17 protein-coding genes and 1 riboswitch are annotated in these 12,182 nt (G+C 64.2%); of the genes, 10 read left to right on the top strand and 7 right to left on the bottom strand.

Going from position 1 to position 12,182, the window contains the following annotated elements; genetic code table 11:
- Nucleotides 1–36 precede the first annotated feature (36 nt).
- The 4 genes from L6D75_RS09335 (at nucleotide 37) to L6D75_RS09320 (ending at nucleotide 1,952) form a co-directional block, all read left to right on the top strand.
- Entirely contained in the window at nucleotides 37–594 is a 558-nt protein-coding gene (locus L6D75_RS09335) for a hypoxanthine-guanine phosphoribosyltransferase (protein ID WP_176516792.1), read from the top strand.
- A gap of 2 nt (nucleotides 595–596) precedes the next feature.
- Complete coding sequence (locus L6D75_RS09330; protein ID WP_176516793.1) at nucleotides 597–1,070, top strand: WbuC family cupin fold metalloprotein; 474 nt, start codon at nucleotides 597–599, stop codon at nucleotides 1,068–1,070.
- A gap of 52 nt (nucleotides 1,071–1,122) precedes the next feature.
- The gene (locus L6D75_RS09325; protein ID WP_176516794.1) at nucleotides 1,123–1,593 is read left to right on the top strand and encodes a hypothetical protein; all 471 of its coding nucleotides are present in this window, start codon (nucleotides 1,123–1,125) and stop codon (nucleotides 1,591–1,593) included.
- 68 nt (nucleotides 1,594–1,661) lie between these two features.
- Nucleotides 1,662–1,952, top strand: coding sequence for a PA4642 family protein (locus L6D75_RS09320; protein ID WP_176516795.1), 291 nt, complete (start codon nucleotides 1,662–1,664; stop codon nucleotides 1,950–1,952).
- A 63-nt stretch (nucleotides 1,953–2,015) separates the two neighbouring features.
- Here the strand turns inward: L6D75_RS09320 and mqo are convergent, their stop codons facing one another.
- Both mqo and L6D75_RS09310 read right to left on the bottom strand, forming a co-directional pair.
- On the bottom strand, nucleotides 2,016–3,521 hold the full coding sequence (gene mqo, locus L6D75_RS09315) for a malate dehydrogenase (quinone) (RefSeq protein ID WP_176516797.1): 1,506 nt from the start codon (nucleotides 3,519–3,521) through the stop codon (nucleotides 2,016–2,018).
- A 603-nt stretch (nucleotides 3,522–4,124) separates the two neighbouring features.
- Entirely contained in the window at nucleotides 4,125–4,358 is a 234-nt protein-coding gene (locus L6D75_RS09310) for a hypothetical protein (protein ID WP_176516799.1), read from the bottom strand.
- A 145-nt stretch (nucleotides 4,359–4,503) separates the two neighbouring features.
- On the opposite strand from L6D75_RS09310, the gene L6D75_RS09305 reads away from it, so the two are divergent.
- Entirely contained in the window at nucleotides 4,504–5,088 is a 585-nt protein-coding gene (locus tag L6D75_RS09305; protein ID WP_176516801.1) for a YajG family lipoprotein, read from the top strand.
- A 71-nt stretch (nucleotides 5,089–5,159) separates the two neighbouring features.
- Here L6D75_RS09305 and L6D75_RS09300 read toward each other — a convergent pair whose 3' ends face one another.
- Nucleotides 5,160–5,366 carry a hypothetical protein gene (locus tag L6D75_RS09300; RefSeq protein WP_176516802.1) on the bottom strand — a complete coding sequence of 69 codons (207 nt, stop codon included), beginning with the start codon at nucleotides 5,364–5,366 and terminating at the stop codon, nucleotides 5,160–5,162.
- Nucleotides 5,367–5,526: 160 nt separating this feature from the next.
- On the opposite strand from L6D75_RS09300, the gene L6D75_RS09295 reads away from it, so the two are divergent.
- Nucleotides 5,527–5,787 (top strand): hypothetical protein, encoded by a 261-nt coding sequence (locus tag L6D75_RS09295; RefSeq protein ID WP_176516804.1) that lies wholly within the window; start codon nucleotides 5,527–5,529, stop codon nucleotides 5,785–5,787.
- Nucleotides 5,788–5,903: 116 nt separating this feature from the next.
- Here L6D75_RS09295 and L6D75_RS09290 read toward each other — a convergent pair whose 3' ends face one another.
- On the bottom strand, nucleotides 5,904–7,073 hold the full coding sequence (locus tag L6D75_RS09290; protein ID WP_176516806.1) for a 1-acyl-sn-glycerol-3-phosphate acyltransferase: 1,170 nt from the start codon (nucleotides 7,071–7,073) through the stop codon (nucleotides 5,904–5,906).
- Between the two features lie 122 nt (nucleotides 7,074–7,195).
- On the opposite strand from L6D75_RS09290, the gene L6D75_RS09285 reads away from it, so the two are divergent.
- The 4 genes from L6D75_RS09285 (at nucleotide 7,196) to L6D75_RS09270 (ending at nucleotide 9,191) form a co-directional block, all read left to right on the top strand.
- Entirely contained in the window at nucleotides 7,196–7,381 is a 186-nt protein-coding gene (locus L6D75_RS09285) for a CPXCG motif-containing cysteine-rich protein (RefSeq protein ID WP_176516808.1), read from the top strand.
- Entirely contained in the window at nucleotides 7,381–7,641 is a 261-nt protein-coding gene (locus L6D75_RS09280; RefSeq protein ID WP_176516809.1) for a putative signal transducing protein, read from the top strand. Before L6D75_RS09285 ends, L6D75_RS09280 begins: the two co-directional genes overlap by 1 nt.
- A 15-nt stretch (nucleotides 7,642–7,656) precedes the next feature.
- On the top strand, nucleotides 7,657–8,277 hold the full coding sequence (locus L6D75_RS09275; protein ID WP_176516810.1) for an SOS response-associated peptidase: 621 nt from the start codon (nucleotides 7,657–7,659) through the stop codon (nucleotides 8,275–8,277).
- A gap of 98 nt (nucleotides 8,278–8,375) precedes the next feature.
- A complete protein-coding gene (locus L6D75_RS09270) occupies nucleotides 8,376–9,191 on the top strand; it encodes a M48 family metallopeptidase (protein ID WP_176516811.1) in 816 nt (271 codons plus the stop codon).
- A 112-nt stretch (nucleotides 9,192–9,303) separates the two neighbouring features.
- Here L6D75_RS09270 and L6D75_RS09265 read toward each other — a convergent pair whose 3' ends face one another.
- From L6D75_RS09265 to L6D75_RS09255, 3 genes are all read right to left on the bottom strand, one after another.
- Nucleotides 9,304–9,885, bottom strand: a complete 582-nt coding sequence (locus L6D75_RS09265) for a TMEM165/GDT1 family protein (protein WP_176516900.1) — start codon at nucleotides 9,883–9,885, stop codon at nucleotides 9,304–9,306.
- Between the two features lie 90 nt (nucleotides 9,886–9,975).
- A riboswitch (yybP-ykoY riboswitch) is annotated at nucleotides 9,976–10,096 on the bottom strand.
- 39 nt (nucleotides 10,097–10,135) lie between these two features.
- Entirely contained in the window at nucleotides 10,136–11,134 is a 999-nt protein-coding gene (locus L6D75_RS09260) for a class I SAM-dependent methyltransferase (protein ID WP_176516812.1), read from the bottom strand.
- Between the two features lie 53 nt (nucleotides 11,135–11,187).
- Nucleotides 11,188–12,153: a 2-hydroxyacid dehydrogenase gene (locus tag L6D75_RS09255; RefSeq protein ID WP_176516813.1), complete on the bottom strand. Its 966-nt coding sequence runs from the start codon at nucleotides 12,151–12,153 to the stop codon at nucleotides 11,188–11,190.
- Nucleotides 12,154–12,182 lie beyond the last annotated feature (29 nt).

Below are 12,182 nucleotides of genomic sequence, written 5' to 3'. Positions count from 1 at the left end.
GCCCGCTTTTCCAAAATGCACCCCCCGGAGAGCGCCATGTCCGCTGATCTCGAGCACATCCGTCAAGTCATGCGCGAGGCAGACTGCCTGTACAACGAAGCCGAAGTGGAAGCGGCCATCGCCAAAGTCGGCGAGCAGATCTGCAAGGACCTGCACGACAAGAACCCGGTGGTGTTCTGCGTGATGAACGGCGGCCTGATCTTCGCCGGCAAACTGCTGACCCACCTGCAGTTCCCGCTGGAAGCCTCGTACCTGCACGCCACCCGCTACCGCAACCAGACCAGCGGCGGCGAGCTGTTCTGGAAGGCCAAGCCTGAAGTGTCGTTCATCGACCGCGACGTGCTGATCGTCGACGACATCCTCGACGAAGGCCACACCCTCAGTGCCATCATCGAGTTCTGCAAGCACGCCGGTGCCCGCTCGGTGCACACTGCCGTGCTGATCGACAAGGACCACGACCGCAAGGCCAGCCCTGACCTGAAAGCCACCTATGTAGGCCTGTCCTGCGTGGACCGCTATATCTTTGGTTATGGCATGGACTATAAAGCTTACTGGCGCAACGCAAACGGCATCTTCGCCGTCAAGGGAATGTAATCATGAATCAGCCCGCCTTCATCGACCAATCGCTGTTTGCCGGGCTGGCGCTGAAAGCCGCCGATGCCCCGCGTGGGCGGCATCACCACAATTTCCACGAGATGGATGACCCTTGCCACCGCCTGGCGGTTGGCTTGCAGCCGTCCACCTACATCCCGCCGCACCGGCACCTGAGCGACGACAAGGCAGAGACCCTGCTGGCGCTCAAGGGCCGCCTGGGCCTGCTGGTGTTCGACGAGCTGGGCAACGTCACCGGCAAGCGCCTGCTCGAGGCGGGTGGCGAGTGCCTGGGGGTCGACCTGCCGCCCGGGATCTACCATGGGCTGGTGGTGCTGGAGGCAGACAGCGTGCTGTTCGAGTGCAAGGCCGGCCCGTATCGCCAGTTGGGAGAGGGCGAGCATGCCCATTGGGCGCCCCGTGAAGGTGAGCCCGGTGTGGCCGACTATCACGCCTGGATGATCGCCCAGTTCGATTGATTGCGCCCTTGGGGCGCGTGCTAGAGTGCGCCTTCATGCCAAGGAGCCTCACATGCGCGCGATTCTTCCCCTGCTGCTGGCGGTGAGCCTGCCGCTCGCCGCCGCCCCCCTGCACAGCCAATTCCTCCCGCCCGATGACCAGGCCCTGCGCCAGCAAGCGCCCACCGCCCAGCAACTGTTGCAAGTGACCGATTATTCGGTAGTGGTCGGTGCCCAGCGCCAGTCCGACCAGCAGCCTATCCCGATCACCGCCTCGCTGCAGATGCGCCTCAAGGGCAAGCCGCTGAGCAAGGGCGCCACCATCGGCCAGGTGCTGCTGACCTTCGATGGCGAAGCGGGCAAGAGCTTGAAGAAGCCGGTCTATGACGAAAAATCCCGTACCTTGAACCTCAATTACCCGGCCAGCGATTACCGGGTGATCATGGACCTGCTGCGCAACGAGACCGTGTACGTGCAGTTCCTCACCTATGCCAACGGCCATGTCTGGGCCGACCTGCACACCGGCACCGTACGTACGCGTTGAGGCGCGCGGCCTGTGGGGGGTAAACTGCCGGCCTTCGAAATCCCGTGATGGTCCAGTTGGAGCCGGCAATGCGCAAAGACAAGAAGCAGGTGATTGGTGACGAGATCAGCGATGACTACGTCAAGACGTTCCTCCAGTTCGAGCCGGCCGATGGCGTGACCTCGCCGTCGCTGCACAAGCTGGTCAAGGCCTACCGTGGTCTGCGCGTGGATGACTTCGAGCGGTTCGTCGGCTTCTTCGTCGAGGCCGGCTATGACCTCGATGGCAAGGACGAGCACGGCAAGACCTTCGTCGAGCAGATCGCCGACCAGCGCAATGCGCCTGAGTATGTCGAGATCATCGCCAAGGCCCGTGGCTGACCCGGCGCCGAGGCAGCAGGCACAAAAAAACGCCCCGCGGGGCGTTTTTTCGTTTCAGCCGGTTCAGGCGTAATGCTTGGCCGGGCTGTCTTCCACCAGTTCCAGCGCCGCATCGTTCTCGGCGCTGATCTTGTGGTACAGGGCTGCATCGGTCGCCAGGACCTTCTCGCGGGCCGGGAAGATTTCCTTGAGCTTGGCAGCCCAGGCACCTTTGGCCTGCTCGGGGAAGCAGCGCTCGATCAGCTCGAGCATGATCGACACGGTCACCGACGCGCCCGGCGAAGCGCCGAGCAGTGCCGCCAGGCTGCCGTCCTGGGCCGAGACCAGCTCGGTGCCGAACTGCAGGATGCCGCCTTTCTTCGGGTCTTTCTTGATGATCTGCACGCGCTGGCCGGCCACTTCCAGGCGCCAGTCTTCTGCCTTGGCCTCTGGGTAGAAGCGACGCAGGGATTCCAGGCGCTGCTCCATCGACTGCATCACTTCGCTGACCAGGTACTTGGTCAGGTCCATGTTGTCGCGGGCCACGGCCAGCATCGGGCCGATGTTGCCCATGCGTACCGACAGCGGCAGGTCCATCAGCGAACCGTGCTTGAGGAACTTGGTGGTGAAGCCTGCGTACGGGCCGAACAGCAGCGAAGTCTTGCCGTCCACCACGCGGGTGTCCAGGTGCGGCACCGACATCGGCGGTGCGCCGACCGCGGCCTGGCTGTAGACCTTGGCCTGGTGCTGCTTGACGATTTCCGGGTTGTCGCAACGCAGCCACTGGCCGCTGACCGGGAAGCCGCCGAAGCCTTTGCTCTCCGGGATGCCCGACAGTTGCAGCAGCGGCAGGGCCGCGCCACCGGCGCCGAGGAACACGAAGCGGGCGTCGACTTCGCGGCTGCCGCCGCTGTTGACGTCCTTGATGCTGACGGTCCAGCCGCTGCCGTTACGGCGCAGGCCGACGACCTTCTTGCTGTACTTGACCTGCGCATCGGCAGAGTCGCCCAGCAGCTTGAGCAGCTTGTTGGTCAGGGCGCCGAAGTTGACGTCGGTGCCTTTGGTCACGCGGGTGGCGGCGATGTGCTGGTCGGCCGGGCGGCCGGGCATCATCAGCGGCATCCAGTCGTTCATCACGGCCTTGTCTTCGGTGTATTCCATCTCGGCGAAGGCGTGATGCTGCTTGAGCATCTCGAAACGCTTCTTGAGGAAGGCCACACCCTTGTCACCTTCGACGTAGCTCAGGTGCGGGACAGGGTTGATGAAGGCACGCGCCGAGCCGAAGTTGCCTTTCTTGCTCAGGTAGGCCCAGAACTGGCGCGAGACCTCGAACTGGGTGTTGATGTGCACCGCCTTCTTGATGTCGATGCTGCCATCGGCAGCCTGCGGCGTGTAGTTCAGCTCGCACAGGCCGGCGTGGCCGGTACCTGCGTTGTTCCAGGGGTTGGAGCTTTCCGCGGCCCCGGAATCCATCGCCTCGACGACCTCAAGCTTCAGGGTCGGGTCAAGCTCCTTGAGCAGTACGGCCAGGGTGGCACTCATGATGCCCGCGCCTACCAGTACTACATCAACCGATTCGTTCTGCGCCATTTAACGCGTCTCCACAATCTACAGCTACCTAATTGACAGCATAGGACCCCAGGGTCGCCAGGATCGCCATGTCCGACTCTTCGCAGTTCTTGCAACTTCCGCGGACACCGCCAATCAGTCTTTGGGTTCAGGTATTGAACGCCGTTTGCCACGGGTGCGGCAATTCGACTTATGGTCAAGGTGTCGTGCGTGCGCTATGGAACGGCCTCAATCACCCATTGGGAATGAGCGTTTTAGCCGCCTGTTCAGGGCTGTTCGGGACACATCTGCCGCTTTTGCACATGCCAGACTGTTCATTGCTCGCCACACTCTCGTGAAGTTGTGAAAAACCGTTTTTTCACGCTCTTTTGGAGACGTGAACCTCAAAAGGGGACTGCGCGATGGCAACCCACAGGTTCATGCAGTGCGAAGGGCCGGAAAAGCAGGCACGACAGCCGTTGCAAGACCTGAGTGGAAGGCTCTCTGTGGGCTGGGGCGGTGAAGGTGCCGGGGTCAAGCGGCAGGTGCGGGGCCCGATCAGGAGACGTCCTTATAATCGGGGGGAGATTATAGCGATGTCGCGGGCAGAAAGGTCGTAATTCGTGGTTTTTATTGCAGCGTTTGTCAGGCTGGCAGGCTGCGCTGCTGCCAGCGGCGGTTTGCATGGCTGCAAACCCGCGCTTCGGCGGGCAGCTCGCGGCCCAGCCAGGCCAGGTGGATTTCGCCGATCTGCACCCAGCCACTGCCCCCTGGCGGCTGGCGGCATTGCTTGAATGCAAGGCACTTGCCCTGGTCGTCGAGGCGGGCATAGCAGTTGTCGCGCGGGCGTTGGAAGAGCAAGGTCCAAAACGAGGCCATGGCAGCGAGTCCTGTGCATTAGGGCTTGGCGCAAGGATAACGTTGCCGCCATGAAACGATTGTGACAGGGGTGCCGGGCCGATGACTGGTCAGCCCTCGGCTAGGTATACTGTGGGCCTTTGCCGCATTTTCTGGAGAAACGCGCATGTTGCAACGTCTGTTGTTCGGTTTGATCGCCGTGGCCAGCCTCAGCCTGGTCGGTTGTGCCCACAGCCCGCAACAACTCAGCCCGCAACCCAAGCTCAATGCCCAGCTCGCACCGGTCGGCCACGGCCAGCCGGTGGTGGTCAAGGTGGTCGATGGCCGGGCTTCGCAGTCGCTGGGCACCCGGGGTGGCATGTACCCTGAAACCAGCACCATCAGCGTCAACGGCAACGATGTGGTGCCCAAGCTTCAGGCCCAGGCCGAAGCTGCCGTGCGCCTGCTGGGCTTCACCCCGACGCCCAACGCCTACAACGCGCCACAGCTGACCGTGACCCTGGCCGAGCTCAAGTACCAATCGCCCAAGGACAACCTGTACGTGACCGAGGCCACCATCGGTGCCACCTTCCGTGCCGACGTGGCCAATGCCAACCGCCGTTACAGCGGCCGCTACGGCGCTTCGCTGGACCAGCGCTTCGGCATGGCGCCGAACCAGGAAACCAACACCAAGCTGGTGGGTGATGTGCTCAGCGATGCGCTGACCCGCCTGTTCAAGGACCCGACCATCGGGCAGGTGCTGGGCGAGTAAGCCCGGCGCTGCACATCGAAAAGCCCGCTGCCTGGGTTCAGGCAGCGGGCTTTTTGTTTTCTACGCCTGCATCAAGCGGCTTCGATATGAAAATCCAGCACGCTGACGCCGGTGAGCATGTCCACTTCCGGCAGGTCATGGTGCACATGCCCGCCCAGGGCGCAGTAGACCAGCCACTGGCGGTCCTGGACATTGATCGCAAAACCGTCGATCAGCGCCTGTTGCTCATCGCTCTGGGCCACGAGATAGAGACGATCCTGGTTTTCGGCATGCAGCATGAACAAGCTCCGGTATCAGAAGAGGCCGACAGGGTGGCCTGTTCTGATGACGAGCATGTGACAGATGAAATTAAGTGACAGTTGGTCGCCATGGCCGGGCGCGCAGGGTGGACTTCGGTAGAATGCCTGCCTTCGCTGTCGTTCTGTCCGAGGTTGCGTGATGTCGTTGCAAGTGCTCTGGGGCTTTTTGTCCGCCCACCCGACCAAACTGATCAATCTGCTGGCGCTGTTGATGACCTGCCCGGGCGGCTTGCTGCTGCACAGTGCGCGGCGGCGCGAGGCCGATGCCCGCGAGAGCCTGGCGGTAGAGGAGGGGGTGGTGGATGCGTTCGACCAGCGCGTGCCGCGCTACTTCTACATCCTTGGGTTCTCTTGCTTGGCCTTGGCCTTGATGCTGTCTTGGTTCAGTACCTGGGTCTGATATTTTGGGGCCGCTTTGCGGCCCTTTCGCGACACAAGGCCGCTCCTACAAGGGTTACGCGTTACCTGTAGGAGCGGCCTTGTGTCGCGAAAGGGCTGCAAAGCAGCCCCAAAGCCTCAGGCCACCGGCGCCTGCTGCCTGACCTGATACTGGTTGCGCACCGGGGTCGCATACTGCAGCACCAGGTACGGCCGCTGCTCCTCGGGGCAGGCATCCAGGCGGCGTTGCCATTCTTCCTTGGCCTTGGCCAGCTCCTCGGCCGGGAACACCTGCTCGGCCCTCGGCACCTGCAGTGCCTCGTCCTTCTCGCTCCACATCGCATAAGCCAGGTAGTGCACCGGGAACAGCCGGTAGCCGCCGAGGATCTGCCGATCGATTTCCTGGGCCAGCTGCTTGGTGTCTTCGTAGTAGTCGGTGACTGGCGCGGCAAAGTTGATGTGCACGCGGCCCTTGTAGCCGGTAATGCCCTTGGCGATGCTGTTGTCGTCCTCGCCCGGGGCCTTCTTGTAGGTGCCGGTGGTGGCGCGGATGTACAGCTCGCGTGCCTTGGCCTGGTCGCAAGGGTCGTATTCGTAGCTGATCGACACCGGTATCAGGTTCAGGCCCTGGATCACGCTGCCGAACGGCTCGTCCTTGCGGCTCATGTGGAACATCTTGAGGATCGCCGAATCGGTGCGGTCGTCGCCGTCCTTGGCCCGCCCTTCGGCCTGGGCGATCCAGATCGAGGTGCCGTCGTTGCGGATCGAATGGTTGATGTAGGCCGACAGCAGCTGGTAGGCCGCAAGCTTTTCCCGCCGCCCGGTGATCGAGCGGTGGACGATGAAGCTCTTGTTCAGGCGCATCATGTCGCTGACGAACGGCTTTTGCAGCAGGTTGTCGCCAATGGCGATGCGCGGCGTGGGCAGGCCTGCGTGGTACACCGCGTAGTTGACGAAGGCCGGGTCCATGACGATGTCGCGGTGGTTGGCCAGAAACAGGTAGGCCGTGCCCGACTTGAGCTGCTCGACGCCGGAGTAGGTGACGCCGTCGGTGGCGCGCTCGATGGTCTGGTCGACGTAGTACTCGACCTTGTCCTGCAGCGTGGACACGCAGCTGACGCCGGCGAATTCCTTGCGCAGGCGCCGGGCGATCAGCGGCTTGAGCAACCAGCCGAGGGCGCCAGCGGCGCGCGGGAAGCGGAAGTGGGTGAGGATATCGAGAAATGCCGGGTCGCTGAGCAGGCGTGCCAGAACGGCAGGGACCTCAGCGTCGTCGTACGGTCGGATGGCATCGAATTCGCCCATCATGCTCTCTTGTTGGAAACGGCTAGGGTAATAAGGTAGGGGTGGGGCCCGAAAAACGGCTCGGACACACGCAGGCCCTGTAAACAGACCGGCAATTATACGCATAAGTCACCGCGGAGGCCGCGATGCTGGAAACCGACTTCTATGATTGCCCCTATTGTGGCGAGCGGGTAGAGACCACCGTCGACCTTTCCGCTGGCGATCAGGTCTACACCGAAGATTGTCAGGTTTGTTGCCAGCCCGTGGTGTTCATCCTGCAGGTGCATGGTGACGAATGGATGCTCGAAGTCAGACGCGAGGACGATGCTTGATGCAACGGATCTACGAACCGGAAAACCTGCTGGAGGCCGAGATGCTGGTCGGCATGCTGGCCAGCGAGGGGGTCGAGGTGCACCTGGTCGGTCGTGACCTGATGGGCGGCGTCGGCGAGCTGCCGATGCAGGGTTTGCTGGGCCTGGCGGTGCCCAATGAGCAGGCCGGTTACGCACGGCAGCTGATCGATGCGTACAATGGCGCCCAGCCGCTTGCCGGCGACGAACCGGAGAGTTATCCCGGTACCTTGATCTGCTAGGTTTCGAATTCGCCCATGTGTGGACGCTACGCCCTGTTTCGCTGGCCCCAGGCGCTCGCCGGGTTGCCAGGTTTCCCTGCCGGCCAGCCGGCGCAGTGGAACATCTCGCCCGGCGGCTCGGTGCTGATCCAGCGCCAGCTCGACGGCCAGATGCAAGTGGCCATGGCGCGCTGGGGCCTGACGCCGGCCTGGCTAACCGACCTTTCCCGTACACCTGCCCACGCCCGTGCCGAGACCCTGGCTGAACAGCCGATGTTCCGCGAGGCGTTTCGCCAGCGGCGCTGCCTGATGCCGGCCAATGGTTTCTACGAGTGGCGTGGCACGGTGCGCAAGCGGCCTTACTGGTTGACGCCGGGGGAGGGCTCATCGCTGTATTTCGCTGCGGTGTGGGAGGCGTATCCGGTGCAGGATCAGGTGTGGTTGAGTTGCGCGGTGGTGACCCAGGCGGCGATGAACCAGCGCCGGCCGCTGATTCTCGATGACGCCGGCCAGGCCGCGTGGCTGGACCCTGAAACGCCGCTGCCACGTTTGCACGAGTTGCTGGCCAGCCCCCCGGCCACGCTGCGCGAGCGAGCGCTGGCCAATTTCGTCAATGATCCCAAGCTGGATGCCCCGGAGTGCCTGACCCCGGCCTGATGGGCTGGCCGATGCAGCTGAAGAAATCTTCCCTGCGGCTATGGCAGGCCCAGGCGACTCGGCCTAGGATACGGCGCATGTAAAAAGGGAGTGTTTTCATGCGTAAGTCTTTTGTCGTCAGCCTGTTGAGTGCTGGCATCCTGCTGGCCGGCTGCCAGGCAGTGAATACCACCAGCGGCGGCGCTGTCGGCGTCGAGCGCAAGCAGTACATGTTCAGCATGCTGTCGACCGCTGAGGTCAACCAGATGTACGCCCAGTCGTACCAGCAGACCCTTGGCGAGGCGTCGAGCAAAGGCGTGCTGGACAAGTCCAGCAACGATGCCAAGCGTGTCCAGGCCATCGCCGACCGGCTGATCGCCCAGGCGCCGAAGTTCCGCCCGGATGCTGCGCAGTGGCAATGGGAAGTCAACGTGATCAAGAGCGATGAGCTCAACGCCAACTGCGGCCCCGGCGGCAAGATCATCGTCTACACCGGCCTGATCGATCAGCTCAAGCTGACCGATGCCGAGATCGCCGCCGTGGTCGGCCACGAAATTGCCCACGCCTTGCGCGAGCACAGCCGTGAAGCGATGTCCAAGGCCTATGGCGTGGAAATGGCGCGCCAGGGCGCCGGTGCGCTGTTTGGCCTCGGCCAGGACAGCATCGCCCTGGCAGACCAGGTGGTGAACTACGCCATGACCCTGCCCAACAGCCGCGCCAACGAGAACGAAGCCGACCTCATCGGCCTCGAGCTGTCGGCGCGTGCCGGCTATGACCCGAACGCCGCGATCACCCTGTGGAACAAGATGAGCAAGGCGTCCGAAGGTGCACCGCCCGAGTTCATGAGCACTCACCCTGCGTCGGCAAGCCGGATCGCCTCGCTGCAGGCAGCGATTCCCAAGGTGATGCCGTTGTACGAAGCGGCCAAGAAGTAAGTTCGCCTTGGGGCTGCCTTGCAGCCCATCGCCGGCAAGCCGGCTCCCACACCCAATACCCTGTGGGGGCCGGCTTGCCGGCGATGGGCCGCAGCGCGGCGCCAAATTGCAGTTACCCCACCCAGCCACTGGTCTTCATCGCCGAGTACACGGCCACCACGGCCAGCACGATGAAGGCAGCTGCCGCCAGGCGGCGAATCAGTGTCAGCGGCAGTTTCTCCGCCGCGAAGTTACCCGCCAGCACCACCGGCACGTTGGCAATCAGCATGCCCAGGGTGGTACCGATGATGACCATGATCAGGTGCGGATACTGCGCCGCCAGCATCACCGTGGCGACCTGGGTCTTGTCGCCGATTTCCGCCAGGAAGAACGCGATCAGCGTGGTCAAAAACGGGCCGAAGCGGCGCGCCGGGTTCTCGTCGTCGTCCATCTTGTCCGGCACCAAGGTCCACAGCGCCGTGGCGGTGAAGCTCGCGGCAAGGATCCAGTGCAAAGTCGTCTCGGTGAAGAACCCGCTGACCCAGGCACCTACCGCGCCAGCGGCGGCATGGTTGGCCAGGGTCGCGGCGATGATGCCGGCGATGATTGGCCAGGGCTTGCGAAAACGGGCAGCGAGGATGAGCGCGAGCAATTGCGTCTTGTCGCCGATTTCGGCGAGGGCAACGATGGCGGTGGGGACCAACAGAGATTCCAGCATCAGGATTCCTACGGGGGCGGGTCGACACGGCTATGACACGTACAGCCTCCCCGCCCCGGGTAAGGTGTGCGTGTCATAGGTCTTGTCAAACCCTGGACCTGTCTGCGCAGATCGTGGGTCGCACGCGCCATGGCCTGTGGGCCAAGTGTGTTGACGCGTGCCGGGCGAGCAAGGCGCTCGCGGGAGACTACTCCCCTAGGACGGTGCGGATTCTGCCTAGGCGAAACGCTTTCGGCAAGCCCTGTTTCTATCCACGTGTGGCCCGGTAGATGCGAAAGCCATCGGCTTCGGCGCAGGTCTGGCAGTTGCCCAGGGCCCCTTCGATCAGCGGCTGGTAGCGCAGGAAGCTGTTCGCTACCAGGCGCATTTCGCCGCCTTTTCGCAGATGTTCGCCGGATTTTTTCAGCAGGTTTTCCGAGGCCTGGTAATTGGTATGCACGCCGGTATGGAACGGCGGGTTGCTCAGGATCAGGCTCAGGTCACGCGGTGCAGCGTCGATGCCATCGCCGCTGATGACCTCGCCTTGCAGCTGGTTGGCCGCCAAGGTCAGGCGGCTGGCGGCCACCGCGAAGGCGTCCACATCCAGCAGGGTGACCTGGCTTTGTGGATAGCGCCGCTTGACCGTTGCCCCAAGCACCCCGGCGCCGCAGCCAAAATCCAGCACATGGCCGGCCGGCAGGTTGTCCAGGTGCTTGAGCAGCAGCGCGGTGCCGCGGTCGAGGCGGCCGTGGCTGAACACACCCGGCAGGCTGACGATCTGCAGCGGGCCGTCTTCCAGCTCGAGGGTGAAGTGCTCGGCCAGGCTTTCCAGCGGCTTGGCTTCAGGCGCCTGTTCCACGGTCACCTGCCACAGCTGGCAGTGGCGGGCGCTGTCGAGCTTGCGCGGCTTGCCGAATGCCTGCAGCTGCTTGGCCGCGCCTTCGATGCCGCCGCGCTTTTCGCCCACCAGGTAGAGTTCACGGCCCGCCAGGCGCGAGGCCAGGGCGTTGAGCAGGTAGGCGGCCAGCTCGCGGGACTTGGGCAGGAACAGCACGGCCGCCTCGAAAGCCACCGGCGGAGCCTCCACGCCATAGTGGCTGCGCCCGGCGAAGCGGCTGTCGAGCATGGCCTGATCGCCCGCGTGCCAGGTCCAGCCATGGGCCTTGGGCAACTGGCCGAGCAGGTCGTCGGCGGGGGCGCCGGCGAGCAGCAGCGGGCCCTGGAACAGGTCCGCCTGGCGGAGCAACACTTCACTGCGCGGGTCCATGGACGACGCCTCCTGAAAAAAGTGGCGCAGTGTAGCAGAGCCGGTCGCTGCGCTCAGCTGACCACGCGGCGCGGCTGGCCGGCGAAGAAGGCCTGGGCGTTCTCGCTGAGCTGGCCGACGATACGCTGGCGCGACTCCACCGCGCCCCAGGCGCTGTGCGGGGTGATGATCAGGCGCGGGATGCCTGCCGCCAGCAGCGGGTTGCCCTGGGTCGGCGGCTCGACGCTGAGCACGTCGGTGGCGGCGCCGCCCAGGTGGCCGTTGCGCAGGGCGTCTGCCAGCGCCTGTTCGTCGATCAGCCCGCCGCGCGCGGTGTTGACCACCAGCGCACCGGGCTTGAGCAAGGCCAGCTCGCGGGCGCCAATCATGTGCCGGGTGTGGTCGTTGAGGGGGCAGTGCAAGGTCAGGGCATCCACCTGCGGCAGCAGTTCATCCAGCGCCAGGCGGTCGTCACGCGCCGGGCGGCCGGGGATCTGCCCGCTCAGCACGCGCATGCCGAAGGCCTCGGCCAGGCGCGCCACGGCGCCGCCCAGCTCACCATGGCCGAGCAGGCCGAGGGTCTTGCCCTCCAGCTCGATGATCGGGAAGTCCAGCAGGCAGAACTGGCTGGCCTTGGCCCATTGCCCGTCTGCCACGGCCTGGTTGTAGTCGCACAGGCGCGTGGCCAGTGCCAGCAGCAGGGCCAGGGTGTGCTGGGCCACCGAGGGCGTGCCGTAGCCTTGGCAGTTGCACACGGTGATGCCCTGGGCGCGTGCCGCGGCCATGTCGACGTTGTTGGTGCCGGTGGCGGCGACCAGGATCAGCTTGAGCTGAGGGTTGGCGGCCAGCGCCTGGGCGTCGAGCATGACTTTGTTGCTCACCACCGCGACCGCGCCCTGCAGGCGTTCGGCGACCTGGTCGGGGCGGGTTGCGGCGAACAGCTGCAGTTCGTCGAACTGAGCGTGCAGCGGGGACAGGTCGAGGTCCCCGAGGTCCAGGGACTGGTGGTCGAGAAACACGGCGCGACGCGGGCTGGGCATCGGTAAGGCTCCAGAGGCAATGGCAAAGA

Origin of the sequence: Pseudomonas faucium, from assembly GCF_021602585.1 — a bacterium.
GTDB classification, from domain to species: domain Bacteria; phylum Pseudomonadota; class Gammaproteobacteria; order Pseudomonadales; family Pseudomonadaceae; genus Aquipseudomonas; species Aquipseudomonas faucium.
This window is presented reverse-complemented; position numbering and strand designations above follow the sequence as displayed.

What these genes read in the sequence shown, in the direction of transcription:
- L6D75_RS09280 (WP_176516809.1), top strand. Translation starts at nt 7,381, where the DNA reads ATGCAACGGATCTACGAACCGGAAAACCTGCTGGAGGCCGAGATGCTG.
- L6D75_RS09335 (WP_176516792.1), top strand. Translation starts at nt 37, where the DNA reads ATGTCCGCTGATCTCGAGCACATCCGTCAAGTCATGCGCGAGGCAGAC.
- mqo (WP_176516797.1), bottom strand. Translation starts at nt 3,521, where the DNA reads ATGGCGCAGAACGAATCGGTTGATGTAGTACTGGTAGGCGCGGGCATC.
- L6D75_RS09260 (WP_176516812.1), bottom strand. Translation starts at nt 11,134, where the DNA reads ATGGACCCGCGCAGTGAAGTGTTGCTCCGCCAGGCGGACCTGTTCCAG.
- L6D75_RS09295 (WP_176516804.1), top strand. Translation starts at nt 5,527, where the DNA reads ATGTCGTTGCAAGTGCTCTGGGGCTTTTTGTCCGCCCACCCGACCAAA.
- L6D75_RS09325 (WP_176516794.1), top strand. Translation starts at nt 1,123, where the DNA reads ATGCGCGCGATTCTTCCCCTGCTGCTGGCGGTGAGCCTGCCGCTCGCC.
- L6D75_RS09310 (WP_176516799.1), bottom strand. Translation starts at nt 4,358, where the DNA reads ATGGCCTCGTTTTGGACCTTGCTCTTCCAACGCCCGCGCGACAACTGC.
- L6D75_RS09305 (WP_176516801.1), top strand. Translation starts at nt 4,504, where the DNA reads ATGTTGCAACGTCTGTTGTTCGGTTTGATCGCCGTGGCCAGCCTCAGC.
- L6D75_RS09275 (WP_176516810.1), top strand. Translation starts at nt 7,657, where the DNA reads ATGTGTGGACGCTACGCCCTGTTTCGCTGGCCCCAGGCGCTCGCCGGG.
- L6D75_RS09270 (WP_176516811.1), top strand. Translation starts at nt 8,376, where the DNA reads ATGCGTAAGTCTTTTGTCGTCAGCCTGTTGAGTGCTGGCATCCTGCTG.
- L6D75_RS09285 (WP_176516808.1), top strand. Translation starts at nt 7,196, where the DNA reads ATGCTGGAAACCGACTTCTATGATTGCCCCTATTGTGGCGAGCGGGTA.
- L6D75_RS09300 (WP_176516802.1), bottom strand. Translation starts at nt 5,366, where the DNA reads ATGCTGCATGCCGAAAACCAGGATCGTCTCTATCTCGTGGCCCAGAGC.
- L6D75_RS09290 (WP_176516806.1), bottom strand. Translation starts at nt 7,073, where the DNA reads ATGATGGGCGAATTCGATGCCATCCGACCGTACGACGACGCTGAGGTC.
- L6D75_RS09330 (WP_176516793.1), top strand. Translation starts at nt 597, where the DNA reads ATGAATCAGCCCGCCTTCATCGACCAATCGCTGTTTGCCGGGCTGGCG.
- L6D75_RS09320 (WP_176516795.1), top strand. Translation starts at nt 1,662, where the DNA reads ATGCGCAAAGACAAGAAGCAGGTGATTGGTGACGAGATCAGCGATGAC.
- L6D75_RS09255 (WP_176516813.1), bottom strand. Translation starts at nt 12,153, where the DNA reads ATGCCCAGCCCGCGTCGCGCCGTGTTTCTCGACCACCAGTCCCTGGAC.